Here is a 16,024-nt window from a genome sequence, read left to right on the forward strand (position 1 = left end):
GGACATGGGCGGGCTTCCTGGTCGGTCCTCGGTCGGGGCTCGGTCAGTGATCGATCGGTGCTCGATCGGTGCTCGATCGGGGTTCTGCGTGCGCGACGTCGTCGTCCCATCGTCGCCCGGGCGGGGTGATCGGGAAACCCGTACGCCGTTCTGACTGTCATCACGAAGGGCGATGAGCGCGGCTAGGCTGGGGTCATGTACGACCCCGTCCAGCTGCGGACCTTCCTCACGGTCGCGCAGACCTTGAGCTTCACCCAGGCCGCCGGGCGGCTCGGGGTGCGGCAGTCCACCGTCAGCCAGCAGGTGCGGCGGCTGGAGGAGGCGACCGGGCGGGCGCTGTTCGCGCGGGACACGCACAGCGTGGAGCTGACCGAGGACGGGGAGGCGCTGCTCGGGTTCGCGCGGACGATCCTGCAGGCGCACGAGCGGGCGGCGGCGTTCTTCGCCGGGACCCGGCCACGGGGGCGGTTGCGGTTCGGGGCCTCGGAGGACTTCGTCCTGACCCGGCTGCCGGAGATCCTGGAGTCCTTCCGGCACCGGCACCCCGAGGTGGACCTGGAGCTGTCGGTCGAACTGTCCGGCACCCTGCACGAGCGGCTCGACGCCGGCCGGCTCGACCTGGTGCTGGCCAAACGGCGGGGGCCCGGGGACGAGCGGGGCCGACCGGTGTGGCGGGACCGGATGGTGTGGATCGGGGCCGAGGGGCTCCGGGTGGACCCGGACCGTCCGGTGCCGCTGATCGTGTTCCCCCCGCCCGGGATCACCCGGGCCCGGGCCCTGGAGGTGCTGGAACGCGAGGGCCGGGCCTGGCGGGTGGCCTGTACGAGCGGCAGCCTGAGCGGACTGATCGCGGCGGCCCGGGCCGGGCTGGGGGTGATGGCCCACGCGCGGGGGCTGGTCCCGCCGGGGCTGGTCCGGGTGGCCGGGCTGCCGGAGCTGGGGCCGGTGGAGTTCGCCCTGCTCCAGGGCCGGTCCGCGACCGGCGAGGCCGCGGCGGCGGCCGAGGCCCTCGCCGCGGAGATCCTCACCAGCGGCCACCACCTGAGCCGCCCGGCCTGACGCCGCCGAGCCCGGCGTGGGCCGGGTCCGCGCCGCCCTGCCCCGCCCGGCCTGACGCCGCCGGGCCCGGCGTGGGCCGGGTCCGCGCTCGGACCCGGCCGGCTCGCGGAGATCCGGTGGAGATCCCTGGGGGATCTCCTTCCACCCCTGCCCCACCCGCTCTGACCAGTGGTGATGGCTTCGCAACGGATGTTCCGACTGCCTGCCGCGGGGGCTCCGGTTGGGGTACCGTCACCGGCGCCGTACCCAGCGGAGCTGCGCGGAGAGGAGCGGGGGCGTGCGCGAGTTCAGCGTCCCGGCCGTGATCACGGCCGCCCCGGTCGGCGGCCTCGCCGACGTCGTGTTCGAGCACGCCCGGCAGGACCCGGACCGAGTGGTGCTGGGCCGCAAGACGGACGGGGTCTGGCAGGACGTGACCTCCGGCCGGCTGTGCGCGGAGGTGCTGGCGCTCGCCAAGGGGTTACTGGCGCAGGGGATCCGCTTCGGGGACCGGGTGGGGCTGATGGCCCGGACCCGCTACGAGTGGACCCTGTTCGACTTCGCGCTGTGGGCGATCGGCGCCCAGCCCGTACCGGTCTACCCCACGTCCTCGGCCGAGCAGGTCTACTGGATCCTGCACGACTCGGACTGCGCCGCCTGCCTGGTGGAGAACGAGGACCAGGCGATGACGGTCGGCTCGGTCGTGGACCGGCTGCCCGGGCTGCGCCTGCTGTGGCAGCTGGACGCCGGTGCGGTGGAGCAACTGGTCGCCGACGGCCGGTCGGTCGCCGACGACGTCGTGGACCGGCACCGCGGCGCGGTGACCCCGGACGCGGTGGCGACGGTGATCTACACCTCGGGCACCACCGGCCGCCCCAAGGGCTGTGTCCTCACCCACGCCAATTTCATGTACGAGACCGACACCCTGGTGGCCCGCTGGGAGTCGGTGTTCCGGGCCGGCCCGGGCGAGGAGCCCTCCACCCTGCTGTTCCTGCCGCTCGCGCACGTCTTCGGCCGGATGGTGCAGGTGGCGGCGGTACGGGCCCGGGTCAAGCTCGGGCACCAGCCGGTGCTGGCGGCGGCCGAGCTGCTGCCGGACCTGGTGGCGTTCCGGCCCACGTTCGTCCTCGGGGTGCCGCACGTCTTCGAGAAGGTGTTCGCGGCGGCCCGGCGCACGGCGGAGGCGGAGGGCCGCGTGGTGCCGTTCGACCGGGCGGTGGAGGCGGCCGTCCGGTACGCCGAGGCGCGCGAGCAGAAGGCGTTCGGCACCGGGCCGGGCCCCTCGGCGGCGCTCCGGATGGAGCACCAGCTCTTCGAGAAGCTCGTCTACGGCAAGGTCCGCGCGGCGTTGGGCGGCCGGGTGCGGCACGCGATGTCGGGCGGCTCCGCGATGTCGCGGCGGCTGGGGCTGTTCTTCGACGGCGCGGGGATCACCGTGTTCGAGGGCTACGGGCTGACGGAGTCGTGCGCGGCGGCGACCGCGAACCCGCCGGGGGCCACCAAGTACGGCACGGTGGGCCGCCCGATCCCGGGCAGCACGGTGCACATCGCCGAGGACGGGGAGGTGTGGCTGCACGGGGCGCACGTGTTCGCCGGGTACCTCAACGACGCGGCGGCCAGCGCCCAGGTGCTGCGCGGGGGCTGGCTGGCGACGGGGGACCTCGGGCGGCTGGACGAGGACGGCTATCTGACGATCACGGGCCGCAAGAAGGAGATCCTGGTGACCTCCAGCGGCAAGAGCGTCTCGCCGGCCGGGCTGGAGGAGCGGGTGCGCTGCCACCCGCTCGTCTCGCACTGCATCGTGGTCGGCAACGACCGGCCGTACGTCGCCGCGCTGGTGACCTTGGACCTGGAGGGCATCGCACACTGGCTGTCGATGCGGAGCCGGCCGCAGCTCGCCGCGAAGGACCTGGTGCGCGACCCGGAGCTGACGGCCGAGATCCGCCGGGCGGTGGTGGCCGCGAACACCCTGGTGTCGCAGGCGGAGTCGATCCGGACGTTCCGGGTGCTGCCCGGGCAGTTCACCGAGGAGCAGGGACTGCTGACCCCCTCGCTGAAGCTGAAGCGGCGGGCGATCGAGAAGGCGTACGCGCAGGAGGTCGCGGCGCTCTACCGGAGCTGACGGGCCGGACCACCCTTTGCTGACGGCCCCTGCCGCCGGCGCGGCGCGCCCCGCCGGACCCGCCGGCGCGGCCGACACCGCGGCCGGCGCGGCCTGAGCGCCGCCTGCCCGGGGGTTCCCCCGTTCGGCGGGAATACCGCCCGCCCGCGTCCGGTTGCCGACGCAGGTGCGCCACCCGACCGTGGAGGTGCACGCACGGACACCCGACCGCACGACGAGAGAACGAGGGATACGACCCCGTGGTGAACCAGGTCCCCACCGTCACGCTCAACAACGGCACCGAGATGCCCCAGCTCGGCTTCGGCGTCTGGCAGATCCCCGACGCCGAGGCCACCCGGGCCGTCGGCGCCGCCCTGGAGGCGGGCTACCGCAGCATCGACACCGCCTCCGTCTACGGCAACGAGAAGGGCACCGGCAAGGCCCTGGCCGCCTCCGGGCTGCCGCGCGAGGAGCTGTTCGTCACCACCAAGCTGTGGAACTCCCCCTCCCTGACCTGGGGCCGGGACGAGGTCCTGCGCGCCTTCGACGACTCGCTGGCCGCGCTGGGCCTGGACCACGTCGACCTGTACCTGATCCACTGGCCGCGCCCGATGCGCGACGACTACCTCGACATCTGGAAGACGTTCGAGGAGATCGCCGCCGACGGCCGGGCCAAGGCCGTCGGCGTGTCCAACTTCCGCCCCGCCGACCTGGAGCGGCTGCGCGCCGAGAGCCCGCTGGTCCCCGCCGTCAACCAGGTCGAGCTGCACCCGCTCTTCCCGCAGCACGAGCTGCGCTCCCTGCACGCGGAGCTGGGCATCGCCACCGAGGCCTGGTCCCCGCTGGGCCAGGGCCGTGAGCTGCTGACGCTGCCCGCCGTGACGGCCGTGGCGGACAAGCACGGCCGCAGCGCCGCCCAGGTGGTGCTGCGCTGGCACGTCCAGAACGGCGTGATCGCCATCCCGAAGTCCGTGACGCCGTCCCGGATCGCCGAGAACCTCGACGTCTTCGACTTCGCCCTGGACGCCGAGGACCTGGCCGCCCTGGACGCCGTCGGCAGCTCGCCCGCCGCCCGGCGGATCGGCCCGGACCCGGCGGTCTTCGACATGTGAGACCGGGTCGCGGGCGTCCGTCGGAGCGTCAGCGGGCGCCGTGGGCCGGGGCGAGCTTCTCGACGCGTTCGGCGAGCGCGAAGTCCGTCTCGGTCACGGCGTCGCCCGCGCTGTGGGTGTTCACCGCGAGGCGGACCGTGTCGTAGCCGAGGGTCAGGTCGGAGTGGTGGTTCAACTCCTGTTGGACCACGGCGATATGGGCGACCAGGGCGCTGGCGGCCAGGTGGCTGTCCAGTCGGTACGTGCGCTGGATGCGGTCTCCTTCGAGGGCCCAGCCGGGCAGCTCCCGCAGCCGGTCCTCGATCTCCTTCTGCGAAAGCGGTTCGTTCGCCATCGGCGACTCCTTCCCCGTGACCTGCCACATGACGTGCGGTCAAGGTTCCCACAACGGCGGCCCGGGGGAAGGGAGCCGGCGGCAGCGAGCCGGTCGAACGGTTACCGTCGACGGCATGACCCTCACCTCCCCCGCGACCGACGCCCCGTCCGTGGGCGCGCTGCTGCGCAGTTGGCGGGAGCGGCGCGGCATCAGCCAGCTGGAGCTGGCCGGCCGCGCCGACTCCTCCTCGCGGCACATCAGCTTCATCGAGACCGGGCGTTCCCGGCCCAGCGAGGAGATGGTGCTGCGGCTGGCCGACCGCCTCGACGTCCCGGTGCGGGAGCGCAACGCACTGCTGCTCGCGGCCGGTTACGCGCCCCGGTTCGCCCGGACCCCGCTGGACGACCCGTCGATGGGGGCGCTGCGGGAGGGCCTGGAGCGGCTGCTGACCGGCTACGAGCCGTACCCGGCGATCGTCGTGGACGGCACGTACCACGTGGTCGCCGCCAACCGGGGCATCCTGATGCTGCTGGACGGGCTGCCCGAGCACCTGCTGCGGCCGCCGCTGAACGCGATGCGGATCACCCTGCACCCCGAGGGCCTGGCGCCGAAGATCGTCAACCTCAAGGAGTGGCGGGGGCACCTGCTGGCCCAGATGGAACGGCAGATCGCGCTGGCCCGCTCGGAGCCGCTGCGGGCACTGTACGAGGAGGTCGCGGCGTACCCGGTGCCGGACCGCCCCGACGACGCCGAGCCGGCGGAACCGGTGCCGTACTTCGCGCTGCCGCTGGTGATCGAGCACGACGGGCACGTGCTGTCGTTCGTGTCGTCCATCTCCACGTTCAACACGCCGATGGACGTGACCGTCGCCGAGCTGGCCATCGAGACGATGCTCCCGGCCGACCCGGCGACGGTGAAGTACCTGCGCTCACTCGGCGACTGAGCGCAGCGCGAGCTGCTGCAGGACGGCGAACAGCGCGACGGTGAGGGCCTGCGCCGGGATCCACACGGTTCCGGCGGTGGTCGGCTCGAACCAGGCCACCAGGGCGACCGGGCCGGCCGCGGCCCAGACGTAGTTCGTCCCGATCACGGCCTTGACCGCGCCGGCGGCCGGCCGCTGCCGCGAGGCCAGCAGGCCGACCCCGGCGCCGTAGGCGACGAGCAGCAGCCCGAGCTCCAGCAGCAGCCCCTGCCCGATCCCGAGCAGCCGTCCGAGCGGTGCCGAGAAGGCGGCGTAGGCCAGGCCGTTGGCCGTGGTGACCGCGGAGTCGAGGGCGAGGAACCGGCGCAGCGCGGTCCCCGGCCGGTCGGTACGGGCGATGCTGCCGAGCAGGGTTGCGGACATGGCGGGTCGACCTCCGTCGAGGAGCGGTGGGTGAGGGGAGCCGGGTCCGGAGGGCGAGTGCGCGCCCTCCGGACCCGATGCCCCTACCTTGCCGGGCGTCCCGGACGGGGTCGATTACCTGCGGGGTAAAGGGGTGAAGCGGCCGGCGGTGCCGGTGCGGGTCAGGCGAGGTCGGCCAGGGTCAGGCGAGGTCGGCCAGGGTCAGGCCCGCCTGGGTGGCGGCGGCCTGGACCGTCTGCTCCAGCAGCACGGCGATGGTCATCGGGCCGACGCCGCCGGGCACCGGGGTGATCAGGGAGGCGCGGGCGGCGGCCGACGCGAAGTGGACGTCGCCGACGTTGCCCTCGTTGTAGCCGGCGTCCAGGACCACGGCGCCGGGCTTGATGTCCTCACCGCGGATGAACTCGGCCTTGCCGACCGCGGCCACCAGGACGTCGGCCTGGCGGACGATCGAGGAGAGGTCCTGGGTACGGGAGTGACAGTAGGTGACCGTGGCGTTGCGCTCCAGCAGGAGCATGCCGGCCGGCTTGCCGAGGATGGCGCTGCGGCCGACCACCACGGCGTGCTTGCCGGTGAGGTCCACGTCGTACTCCTCCAGCAGGCGCATGATGCCGCCGGGGGTGCAGGAGACGAAGCCGGGCAGGCCGAAGCCCATGGCGGCGAAGGAGTGCATGGTGACGCCGTCGACGTCCTTGCCCGGGGCGATGGCCTCGAAGGCGGCGCGCTCGTCGATGTGGTGCGGCACCGGGTGCTGGAGCAGGATGCCGCTGATCTCCGGGTCCTCGGAGAGGGCGGTGAGGGTGGCGACGAGTTCCTCGGTGGTGGTGGCGGCCGGGAGAGCCACGTGGCGGGAGGTGATGCCGGCCTTGGCGCAGCGGTTCTGCTTCATCCGGACGTACGTCACGGAGGCGGGGTCCTCGCCGACGAGGACGGTGGCCAGGCAGGGCGCCGTGCCGGTGCGCTCGGTGAGGGCGGCGGCCAGGGCGGCCGTCCGCTCGCTGATCCGGCGGGCCAGCGCGGTGCCGTCCATGAGCCGGGCGGTCTGTTCGGTCGTCTGGGCGGTCGTCACGGGGTCTCCTGAACGTCGCTGCGGATGCGCGTGCGGTAGCGCGGTTCGCGTGTCGCGGTGTCGCCCAGGCGCGCGGCAGTCGACGTACGTCAGGCAGGTGCGGCCGTACGCCGGGCCGCTCCCCGGTGGTGATCCACCCGAACGCCAGTCACGGCCCGCCGCCCACTGTAGTCGACCCGCCGGGAATGCGGTGGAGACCTGGGGAGCAAGCTGGGACGATCACGACATGACAGCTACTTTCGATCACCTCGTGGCCGAGGCCGAGTCCGTCTCGGTCGACGGCTGGGACTTCTCCTGGCTGGACGGCCGCGCCAGTGAGCAGCGGCCCTCCTGGGGGTACCAGAAGCTGATGGGCACCAAGCTGGCGGGCGTACGGTCCGCCCTGGACATCCAGACCGGTGGCGGCGAGGTGCTCGCCGGAGCCGTGGGGGCGGGCGGGCCCCCGCTGATGGCGGCCACCGAGTCCTGGCCGCCGAACGTCGACCGGGCCACCCGGCTGCTGCACCCCCTGGGCGTGGTCGTGGTCGCGGACCCGGACGAGCCGCCGCTGCCGTTCGGGGACGCGGCCTTCGACCTGGTGACCAGCCGGCACCCGGTGACCATCTGGTGGGAGGAGATCGCGCGGGTGCTGCGGCCGGGCGGCACCTACCTCTCGCAGCAGGTGGGACCGGCGAGCGTCTTCGAGCTCGTCGAGTACTTCCTCGGCCCGCAGCCGGAGGAGGTGCGCCGGGCCCGCCACCCCGACGACGCGGCCGCCGACGCCGCACGGGCCGGGCTGGAGGTCGTCGAGCTGCGGTCGGAGCGGCTGCGGACGGAGTTCTACGACATCGGGGCGGTGATCTACTTCTTGCGGAAGGTGATCTGGATGGTGCCCGGTTTCACCGTCGCCGGGTACCGGGACCGGCTGCAGGAGCTCCACGAACGGATCGAGAAGGACGGCCCGTTCGTCGCGCACACGGCACGGTTCCTCGTCGAGGCGCGCAAGCCCTCCTGAGCCGGGCGGGACTTCGGGGGGCGGGATGCGCGAGCGGCGTTCGAGGTTGCCTCCCGACAGCGTGGCGCAGGTCACTCAATTCAGCGCGTAACGAATCGACTCGGGCGGGCGATGAACCGACAGGTGTCTTCGCGCAGCCCCGGAATACCGACCCCCCGGGGTCCTGTTTCCGCAAGGACGCGCGATGATGTCCCGCCCGCCCTTTATCTGTTCGCAACGAGAGGCTTCTTGTGTCGCTCAGCCCGTCCCGTACGTTCCCTCCGGAGATCGCCGAATCCGAGGCCCTGGTCGCTCTGGTCGAGCGCGGCCGCGAGCAGGGTCACATCAACGGTGACGACGTGCGTCAGGCCTTCGAGGCCGGCCGCATCCCGGTGGACCAGTGGAAGCGGGTCCTGCGCAGCCTGAACCAGGTCCTGGACGAGGAGGGCGTCGCGCTGCACGTGAGCGCCGCCCCGGCCGCCAAGCCCGCCGCCAAGAAGCCCCGTAAGACGGCGGCGGCCCCGGCCCGTACGGTGACCAAGAAGGCGGCGGCCGCGCCGCGTCCCATCGGCGCGCGCAAGACCGCGGCCACGGTTCCCGCCGCGACGATATCCACGTCGCCGGCGGCTCCGGCCGTCACCGAGGACGAGGCGACGGACGCCTCCGCGGCGGCCACCACCGCCGAGCCGAAGAAGCGCACCGTCAAGAAGACCGCCGCCAAGAAGACGGCCGTCAAGAAGACCGCGGCGAAGAAGACCTCCGCCAAGGACGGCGACGACGAGGCCATCGACGTCGAGAACGACGAGCTGTTCCAGGACCTGGCGGACGACACCCCCGAGGAGGGGCCGCAGACCGCCGGTCAGGGCTTCGTGCTGTCGGACGAGGACGACGACGACGCCCCGGCGCAGACGGTCATGGTCGCCGGTGCCACCGCCGACCCGGTCAAGGACTACCTCAAGCTCATCGGCAAGGTGCCGCTGCTCAACGCCGAGCAGGAGGTCGAGCTCGCCAAGCGCATCGAGGCGGGCCTGTTCTCCGAGTACAAGCTGGAGGAGGAGGAAGACCTCAAGCCGGCGTACCGGCGTGAGCTGGAGATCCTCGTCGAGGACGGCAAGAGGGCCAAGAACCACCTGCTGGAGGCCAACCTCCGCCTCGTGGTCTCCCTCGCCAAGCGCTACACCGGCCGCGGCATGCTGTTCCTGGACCTGATCCAGGAGGGCAACGTCGGTCTGATCCGCGCGGTGGAGAAGTTCGACTACACCAAGGGCTTCAAGTTCTCCACGTACGCCACCTGGTGGATCCGGCAGGCGATCACCCGCGCCATGGCCGACCAGTCCCGCACCATCCGCATCCCGGTGCACATGGTCGAGATCATCAACAAGCTCGCCCGCGTGCAGCGCCAGATGCTCCAGGACCTGGGCCGCGAGCCCACCCCGGAGGAGCTGGGCAAGGAGCTCGACATGACCCCGGAGAAGGTCATCGAGGTCCAGAAGTACGGCCGCGAGCCGATCTCCCTCCACACCCCGCTGGGTGAGGAGGGCGACAGCGAGTTCGGTGACCTCATCGAGGACTCCGAGGCGGTCGTCCCGGCGGACGCGGTCTCCTTCACCTTCCTCCAGGAGCAGCTCCAGTCGATCCTGGGCACGCTCTCCGAGCGCGAGGCGGGTGTCGTGTCCATGCGGTACGGCCTGAACGACGGCCAGCCGAAGACCCTGGACGAGATCGGCCGCGTGTACGGCGTCACCCGTGAGCGGATCCGCCAGATCGAGTCCAAGACGATGTCGAAGCTGCGCCACCCGTCCCGCTCGCAGGTGCTGCGCGACTACCTCGACTGACAGGTGGCCGCGGGCGCAGCCCCGCGGCCGCGACGGACGCCCGGAGGCCGGTCCCCGTGGGGACCGGCCTCCGGGCGTTCGGTCATTCCTTGGCCAGGACCACAGCGGTGCCGTAGGCGCAGACCTCGGTGCCGACGTCCGAGGCGTCGGTGACGTCGAAGCGCATCATCAGGACGGCGTTCGCGCCCCGCGCCCGGGCCTGCTCGATCAGTCGTTCCATGGCCTGGTTACGGGTCTGCACCAGGGTCTTGGTCAGACCCTTGAGCTCGCCGCCGATCATGGACTTCAGCCCCGCGCCGATCTGGCTGCCCAGGTGCCGGGAGCGGACGGTGAGGCCGAAGACCTCTCCGATGACCTCCTGCACCCGGTGGCCGGGGACGTCGTTGGTGGTCACGACGAGGACGCCCGCCTCGGGGCCGGGTCCGCCGCCGTAGTCGTCGATGCTCATGGCATCCACCTTCGGGCCGGCGGCGGCTCCCCGCACCTGGACGGCACCCGCCGGGGTCAGGCCGCGCGGCGCTGCCTGCGGGCCGCCATCAGCGCGTGGAGCAGGACACCCGCGAAGAGGAACAGGACGCCCTGGTAGACCGCCGCGTAGCCGGACCCGGCGACCAGCCACAGGGAGAAGCCGAACGCGAGGACGGACACGACGGCGTCGCGGACCAGCCGGCCCCGGTGCACCCGGTCGGCGCGGCCGGAGGCCAGGAAGTAGATCTGGGCGGCGGTGGCGAGCAGGTAGGGCACGGTCGCCGTGAAGGTGGTGACCAGCACCAGGACCTCGAAGACGCCCGAGGAGCCGACCGTGTAGTTGTAGACGGTCAGCGCCGACGCCAGGGCCACGGTGACGACCACGCCGACCACCGGCACACCGCGCCGCTTGACCGTGAAGACCTGCGGGAAGAGGCCGTCGCGGGCGGCGGCGTACGGGGTCTGCGCGCTGAGCAGGGTCCAGCCGTTGAGGGCGCCCAGCATGGAGATCACCGCCGCGCAGGCCACGACCGTGCCGCCCCAGGTGCCGCCGAACATGGCGTCGACCGCGTCGGTGAACGGGGCCGTGGAGTCGACCAGCCGGTCGTGGGCCACCAGGCCGAAGACCGACAGGGTGCCCAGCAGGTAGACGACGGCCGCGCCGACGGTGCCCAGCACGGTGGCCCGCCGGACGTTGCGGGCCGGGTCGCGGACCTCGCCCGCGCTGACCGCGGCGGACTCCACGCCCAGGTAGCTGAAGAGCAGGATGGCCGCCGAGGCGGAGATCGCGCCCATGGCCGAGTGGCCGTCGGCCCGGAACGGGCCGAGGTTGGCGGGGTCGAAGAAGAACAGCCCGCCCACGGCCACCAGCAGCAGCGGGACGAACTTCAGCACGGTCGCGACGACCTGGACGGCGCCCACGTACCGGGTACCGGCCAGGTTCGAGGCCGCCGGCAGCCACTGGACGGCCAGCGCCGCCAGGCACATCGACCAGCGGTGCTCGGCCAGCGCCGGGAACAGGACGCCGAGGTAGCCGACGGCGGCCACGGCGAGGGCGGCGTTCGAGACCCAGGCGGTGATCCAGTAGCTCCAGGCGGCCAGGAAGCCGGCGAAGTCACCGAACGCGGCGCGCGCGTACAGGTAGGGGCCGCCGGTCCGCGGGAGCCGCTCGGCGAGCCGGCCGAAGACCAGGGCCAGGGCGATGGCACCGACCGTGAGCACGCCGAACGCGACCAGGCTGATGGAACCGAAGGGGGCCACGGAGGCCGGGAGCAGGAAGATCCCGCCGCCGATGATGTTGCCGATCACCAGGCAGGTCGCGATCGGCAGCCCGAAGCGCCGGGCGTGCGGCCCTTCCGGGGACACGGCCTCCGCCGACACCGCGGAGGAACCTTTCTGCTGCCCGGGGTCCTGCGGATCGACGGCAGGGGGCGGTGCGACGTGCGAGGTCATGGGGGGTGCGCCTTAGGGATGTCTCACATGATGGGCAGGTCGACACATGGTGGGGCACGGTGGGAGCGCCGCCAAATCACCGGGGTTCGTCCTGTCCGGGCCCCCCTGTCGACGGAAGGGTTGCGTCGGTCGGCGCCCGATGCCGGGGATCCTCCAGCGGGACCTGCGGCCCGTCGGCCTCCCGCAGCCACCGGCGCAGCACCGCGTGCACCGCCTCCGCGCCGACCAGCACCGGCGCCGGGTCCGTCGGGTCGGGCACCGGTTCCGACAGTTCGGCCGGCCACATCAGGAAGGCCCGGCCCTGTTCCCCGCCGAGCCCGCCGTGCGAGCCGATCTGTTCCTCGAAGGCGTGGACGGCCCCGGTGGCCGGGTCGTACGCCGAGTTGACCATGATGTCGGCCACGTGCGGGAAGCGGTCCGTACGCCGCACCGCCCGGGCCGCACCCGGGCCGAACGCCGCCAGCAGCTCCTCGGCCGCCCCCGGTACGTCGAGCCGCGCCTCCGCCCCGCCCGGGCCCAGCACCACCCCGTCCACCAGCAGGAACCCGATCCCCGGATGGTTGGCCAGGGTCGGCAGCAGGGCCGGGTGGGCCCGGTCGATCCAGGCCCGGCCCGCCCGGCCCGGCACGTCCGGGAAGGAGATCAGGCCGAGGTTCCCCGAGGCGAGCACCACCGGCTCGGACCCGCGGACCGGACGGGCCTCCTCGGCCGTCTCCTCCTCCGGCCGGTGCAGCGCCGCGCGGACCGCGGCGCGGGCCTCGGCCCCGCTGCGGGTGCGCCCGGCCCGGCGCGGCACGGGCAGCCCGCAGCCCGCCCGGACCAGGTCCTTGAGCGTGAGGCCGTACCGGGCGAGGAAGGTCTCCCCCGGGCTCTGGCCGTGGTCGGACAGCAGCACGATCCGGTACGGGCGCGGCGCGTGCGCCGCGACCCGGGCCAGCAGGGCGAGGCTGCGGTCCAGCCGGGTCAGCACCTGGTCGGTGTCCGGGCCGTGCGGGCCGGAGTGGTGGGCGACCTCGTCGTAGCCGACCAGGTCGGCGTAGACGCAGGTGCGGACCGCCAGCAGGTCGCCGATCACCGCCGCGACCACCACGTCGCGCTCCACGACGGTGGCGAAGGCCCGGATGAAGGGGTAGAGCCCGCCGCGCGGGACCCGCGGCCGGTCCCCGCGGGCCCGGGCCCGGACCGACTGGACCAGCTCGCGCACCACTTCGGCCCCGAAGGAGACGGCGGTGCGGACGGCGTTGGCGGGGTCGGAGAAGTAGGCGAAGTAGCCGGCCCGGGAGCGGTTGGCCCGGCCCCGCCGGGCGGAGACCGACAGCACCAGCGCGAGCTGGTCGGCGCCGCCGCTGAACAGGTTGCCCCGGCTGGCCCCGTCCAGGGTGAGCAGCCCGCCGTCGGCGGTCCGGGCGACGGCCCGGCGCTGGAGCTCGGCAGCACCGGTGGGGCGGTTGCAGACCATCACCTCGCCGGTGTCCTTCTCGTACCAGCGGAACGCGGGCACGTCGAAGGTCGAGCCGTGCAGGATGCCGAGCTGGCTGGCGCCGGTCTGGCTGGACCAGTCCGTCTGCCAGGGCGCCAGCCGGTGTCCGCGCTCCCGCCAGTCGCCCACGGTGGGCATCACCCGCCGGGCCACCGCGTCCCGCAGCGCCTCGTGGCCGACCCCGTCGAGCTGGACGACGAGCAGTCCGGGCGCGGGCGGGGGGCCGCCGTCGGGCGGGCCGCCCCGTCGGCCCCGGACCCCGCCCCGGCCGCGGCGGCGGCGCCGGTCGGCGAGCCGGTACAGCCGCCGCCGGTAGGCCTCGTCGTCGCGCACCGCCAGGGCGGTGGAGGTGGCGGAGGCGACGGCCGACATCACGGCGGCGACCACCACGGCGGTCTGCGGGGCCACCTCGCTCCTCCCGGACGGCACCAGGTCCAGGGCCAGCCAGAGCAGCGAGCCGTTGAGGAAGAACACCAGCAGGCCCAGCACCAGCGCGGGCACCAGCAGCAGCGCCCGGACCAGGACGGGCCACACCAGGGCGCCGAGCAGGCCGAAGGCGCCGGCGCCCCAGGCCGCGGTGAGCCCGATCTCGGTGATGCTGTCGCCGTCGTCGGACTGCAGGCGGAAGTCGGGCAGGAGTGCGGCGAGCACGAGCAGGGTGAGGGTGGAGGCCGCCCAGACGACGAGCACCCGTCCCAGGGCGCTCCCCGCCGTGTGCCACCGCCCTCGCCGCACGCCCACCTGCCCTCGCCCGCCCCCGCGGCCGTCCGCAGGGGTCCGAAGGGATCTTTCCCAGCCGGGCACGGGGCGCAACCGTGCGAGGGGGGCACCCGGGGGCGCCGGTGGGGCGGTCAGGTGCCGTCGTAGCCCGCGGTCGGCATCGACATCCGGCGGTGGACCTCGGCCTTCATGGCGGAGGTGTAGCGCGGCTCGTCCAGGCCGGCGGTCTCCAGCCGCACCCCGCGCCGGGCGCACTCGGCGGTGAACTCGTCCACGGACCGCAGGGCCCGCTCCAGCACCCGCCGGTTGGGGGCGACGAACAGGTCGACCTGGCCCGCGTCGACATCACGCCAGAGCCCGACGTGGTCGGCGCGCAGGGCCAGGAAGAGCAGTTGCCTCGTCACCACGTAGCCCTGGTCCGCCGCCCAGCGGGCGCACATGGCGTGCTGGCTCCGGGTGTCCACGAGGAACGGGTCGGCATCGAGTTCCTCCAGCGGGGCCAAGCTGGTGATAGCGGCCACGCGCAGCTCATCCATGCCGCCCGACCCTACTCCGATCGGGCGGCGGCGAGGAGGGGGCCGTCGGCCACCGGACCGGGGCGAAACGGCCGGTCGGGGCCTACGCTCACGACAGACGTCCAGGGTAGGGAGGGACCGAGGTGCCGGTCGGGATCACCTGGTGGGGGCACGCCACGTGCACGGTCGAGGACTCCGGGGTACGTCTGCTGACGGACCCGCTGTTCGCGTCGAGACTGGCGCACCTACGCCGTCGGCGCGGGGCGCTGCCGCCGCCGGAGGCGGCCGTGGCGGACGCGGTGCTCGTCTCGCACCTGCACGCCGACCATCTGCACCTGCCCTCGCTGGCCACGCTGGCCCCGGGGACCCGGCTGGTGGTCCCGCGCGGCGCGCCCCGGGCGGTGCCGCGGCTGGCCCGGCTGGCGGGGCTGCGCGGGCTGCTGCTGACGGAGGTGGCACCGGGCGAGGAGGTGGAGATCGGTGCGGGGGTGAGCGTCCGGGCGGTCGCCGCACGGCACGACGGCCGGCGGCTGCCGTTCGGCCCACACCTGGCGCCCGCGCTCGGGTACGTCGTCCAGGGCGCGGCGCGGACGTACTTCGCGGGGGACACCGGGCTGTTCGACACGATGGCGCAGGAGGTCGGGCCGCCCGCCGCGGCGGTGCCGGTGCACTACGGGACGTACTGGCCGATCGGGATGGACGCCGTCCGCCCGCACGAGTTCCATGCGCCGGGCGGCGAGTTCGAGCGGCTGGCCGCGCGGACGGCGCCGAAGGTGACGGTCCGGGTGCCGGAGCACGGCGCATGCGTGCGGGTGCCGTGACGGGGGCGGGGGCGGGCGTGGTGCTGGCGGCGCAGTGGGGGCCGGGGCCGACGGAGTCCACCCAGCAGGCGCTGGGCTATCCGGCACTGTTCCTGCTGGTGGCCCTGGGGGCGCTGGTGCCGGTGATTCCGACAGGGGCGCTGGTGAGTTCGGCGGCGGTCGTGGCCTTCCACCACCGGTCGCTGCCGGCAGGGGTGTTGCTGGTGTGCGCGGTGGCCGCGCTGGCGGCGTTCGTCGGGGACGTCACCCTGTACTGGCTGGGGCAGCAGGGGGTCGGCTCGCGCGGCGGCTCCCGCTGGCTGTCCCGGCTGCGCGGGCGGGCCAGCCCCGAGCGGCTGGCCCGGGCGCAGGCCGGGCTGGACGCGCACGGGGTGCTGGTCCTGGTCGTGTCCCGGCTGGTCCCGGCGGGCCGGATCCCGGTGATGCTGGCCTGTCTGCTGGCCCGGATGCCGCTGCGCCGGTTCGCCCGGGGCGACGCGCCCGCGTGCGTGGCCTGGGCGGCGACGTACGGGCTGATCGGGATCCTGGGCGGGTCGCTGTTCCCGGAGCCGTGGAAGGGGGTCGCCCTGGCGGTGGCGCTGGCCCTGCTGGTCGGCACGGCCCCGGCCCTGTGGCGCCGGCTGCGGCCGCGGCCGGACGGCCGCACCGGCCCCACCTCCTAATGACGTTGTCAAGCCGTTGTTGTGACGGGGAGTTCGCCTTGGTAGCACCGTCCGTCACGTATCAGGGCCCACAGGACGTTGACCCGTCGGCGGGCCAGGGCGAGGACTGCCTGGACG

At 73.8% G+C, this 16,024-nt stretch carries 15 protein-coding genes and 1 riboswitch; of the genes, 8 read left to right on the top strand and 7 right to left on the bottom strand.

Features of this window, described 5'->3' with window-relative positions; genetic code table 11:
• Positions 1 to 195 precede the first annotated feature (195 nt).
• From EF918_RS21455 to EF918_RS21465, 3 genes are all read left to right on the top strand, one after another.
• On the top strand, positions 196 to 1,059 hold the full coding sequence (locus EF918_RS21455) for a LysR substrate-binding domain-containing protein (RefSeq protein ID WP_125649082.1): 864 nt from the start codon (positions 196 to 198) through the stop codon (positions 1,057 to 1,059).
• Between the two features lie 277 nt (positions 1,060 to 1,336).
• Positions 1,337 to 3,160 (top strand): long-chain fatty acid--CoA ligase, encoded by a 1,824-nt coding sequence (locus EF918_RS21460; protein ID WP_125649085.1) that lies wholly within the window; start codon positions 1,337 to 1,339, stop codon positions 3,158 to 3,160.
• A 239-nt stretch (positions 3,161 to 3,399) separates the two neighbouring features.
• Positions 3,400 to 4,251, top strand: a complete 852-nt coding sequence (locus EF918_RS21465) for an aldo/keto reductase (RefSeq protein WP_125649088.1) — start codon at positions 3,400 to 3,402, stop codon at positions 4,249 to 4,251.
• 28 nt (positions 4,252 to 4,279) lie between these two features.
• Here EF918_RS21465 and EF918_RS21470 read toward each other — a convergent pair whose 3' ends face one another.
• Positions 4,280 to 4,585: a 4a-hydroxytetrahydrobiopterin dehydratase gene (locus tag EF918_RS21470; RefSeq protein ID WP_125649091.1), complete on the bottom strand. Its 306-nt coding sequence runs from the start codon at positions 4,583 to 4,585 to the stop codon at positions 4,280 to 4,282.
• 115 nt (positions 4,586 to 4,700) lie between these two features.
• Here EF918_RS21470 and EF918_RS21475 point away from each other — a divergent pair, with 115 nt between their 5' ends.
• Complete coding sequence (locus EF918_RS21475) at positions 4,701 to 5,510, top strand: helix-turn-helix domain-containing protein (protein ID WP_125649094.1); 810 nt, start codon at positions 4,701 to 4,703, stop codon at positions 5,508 to 5,510.
• On the opposite strand, the gene EF918_RS21480 is transcribed toward EF918_RS21475, so the two are convergent.
• Complete coding sequence (locus EF918_RS21480) at positions 5,496 to 5,912, bottom strand: hypothetical protein (protein ID WP_125649097.1); 417 nt, start codon at positions 5,910 to 5,912, stop codon at positions 5,496 to 5,498. The two genes, EF918_RS21475 and EF918_RS21480, sit on opposite strands and share 15 nt — an antisense overlap.
• A gap of 181 nt (positions 5,913 to 6,093) precedes the next feature.
• A complete protein-coding gene (locus EF918_RS21485) occupies positions 6,094 to 6,942 on the bottom strand; it encodes a bifunctional 5,10-methylenetetrahydrofolate dehydrogenase/5,10-methenyltetrahydrofolate cyclohydrolase (RefSeq protein WP_125649124.1) in 849 nt (282 codons plus the stop codon).
• Positions 6,943 to 7,036: 94 nt separating this feature from the next.
• Positions 7,037 to 7,143, bottom strand: a riboswitch (ZMP/ZTP riboswitch).
• Between the two features lie 64 nt (positions 7,144 to 7,207).
• On the opposite strand from EF918_RS21485, the gene EF918_RS21490 reads away from it, so the two are divergent.
• A complete protein-coding gene (locus EF918_RS21490) occupies positions 7,208 to 7,975 on the top strand; it encodes a class I SAM-dependent methyltransferase (protein ID WP_125649100.1) in 768 nt (255 codons plus the stop codon).
• 230 nt (positions 7,976 to 8,205) lie between these two features.
• Positions 8,206 to 9,789, top strand: coding sequence for an RNA polymerase sigma factor (locus tag EF918_RS21495; RefSeq protein ID WP_125649103.1), 1,584 nt, complete (start codon positions 8,206 to 8,208; stop codon positions 9,787 to 9,789).
• Positions 9,790 to 9,871: 82 nt separating this feature from the next.
• Here EF918_RS21495 and EF918_RS21500 read toward each other — a convergent pair whose 3' ends face one another.
• The 4 genes from EF918_RS21500 to EF918_RS21515 all read right to left on the bottom strand — a co-directional run bounded on the left by EF918_RS21500 (position 9,872) and on the right by EF918_RS21515 (position 14,445).
• Positions 9,872 to 10,237, bottom strand: a complete 366-nt coding sequence (locus EF918_RS21500) for a YbjQ family protein (RefSeq protein ID WP_125649106.1) — start codon at positions 10,235 to 10,237, stop codon at positions 9,872 to 9,874.
• Positions 10,238 to 10,293: 56 nt separating this feature from the next.
• Positions 10,294 to 11,709 (bottom strand): amino acid permease, encoded by a 1,416-nt coding sequence (locus tag EF918_RS21505; RefSeq protein ID WP_125649109.1) that lies wholly within the window; start codon positions 11,707 to 11,709, stop codon positions 10,294 to 10,296.
• Between the two features lie 76 nt (positions 11,710 to 11,785).
• Positions 11,786 to 13,924 (bottom strand): phage holin family protein, encoded by a 2,139-nt coding sequence (locus EF918_RS21510; RefSeq protein ID WP_125649112.1) that lies wholly within the window; start codon positions 13,922 to 13,924, stop codon positions 11,786 to 11,788.
• A gap of 116 nt (positions 13,925 to 14,040) precedes the next feature.
• The gene (locus tag EF918_RS21515) at positions 14,041 to 14,445 is read right to left on the bottom strand and encodes a hypothetical protein (RefSeq protein ID WP_125649115.1); all 405 of its coding nucleotides are present in this window, start codon (positions 14,443 to 14,445) and stop codon (positions 14,041 to 14,043) included.
• Positions 14,446 to 14,567: 122 nt separating this feature from the next.
• Here EF918_RS21515 and EF918_RS21520 point away from each other — a divergent pair, with 122 nt between their 5' ends.
• Both EF918_RS21520 and EF918_RS21525 read left to right on the top strand, forming a co-directional pair.
• Complete coding sequence (locus EF918_RS21520; RefSeq protein WP_125649118.1) at positions 14,568 to 15,245, top strand: MBL fold metallo-hydrolase; 678 nt, start codon at positions 14,568 to 14,570, stop codon at positions 15,243 to 15,245.
• On the top strand, positions 15,227 to 15,907 hold the full coding sequence (locus tag EF918_RS21525) for a DedA family protein (RefSeq protein WP_125649121.1): 681 nt from the start codon (positions 15,227 to 15,229) through the stop codon (positions 15,905 to 15,907). Before EF918_RS21520 ends, EF918_RS21525 begins: the two co-directional genes overlap by 19 nt.
• Positions 15,908 to 16,024 lie beyond the last annotated feature (117 nt).

Source organism: Streptomyces sp. WAC06614 (genome assembly GCF_003949795.1).
Taxonomy (GTDB): domain Bacteria; phylum Actinomycetota; class Actinomycetes; order Streptomycetales; family Streptomycetaceae; genus Streptomyces.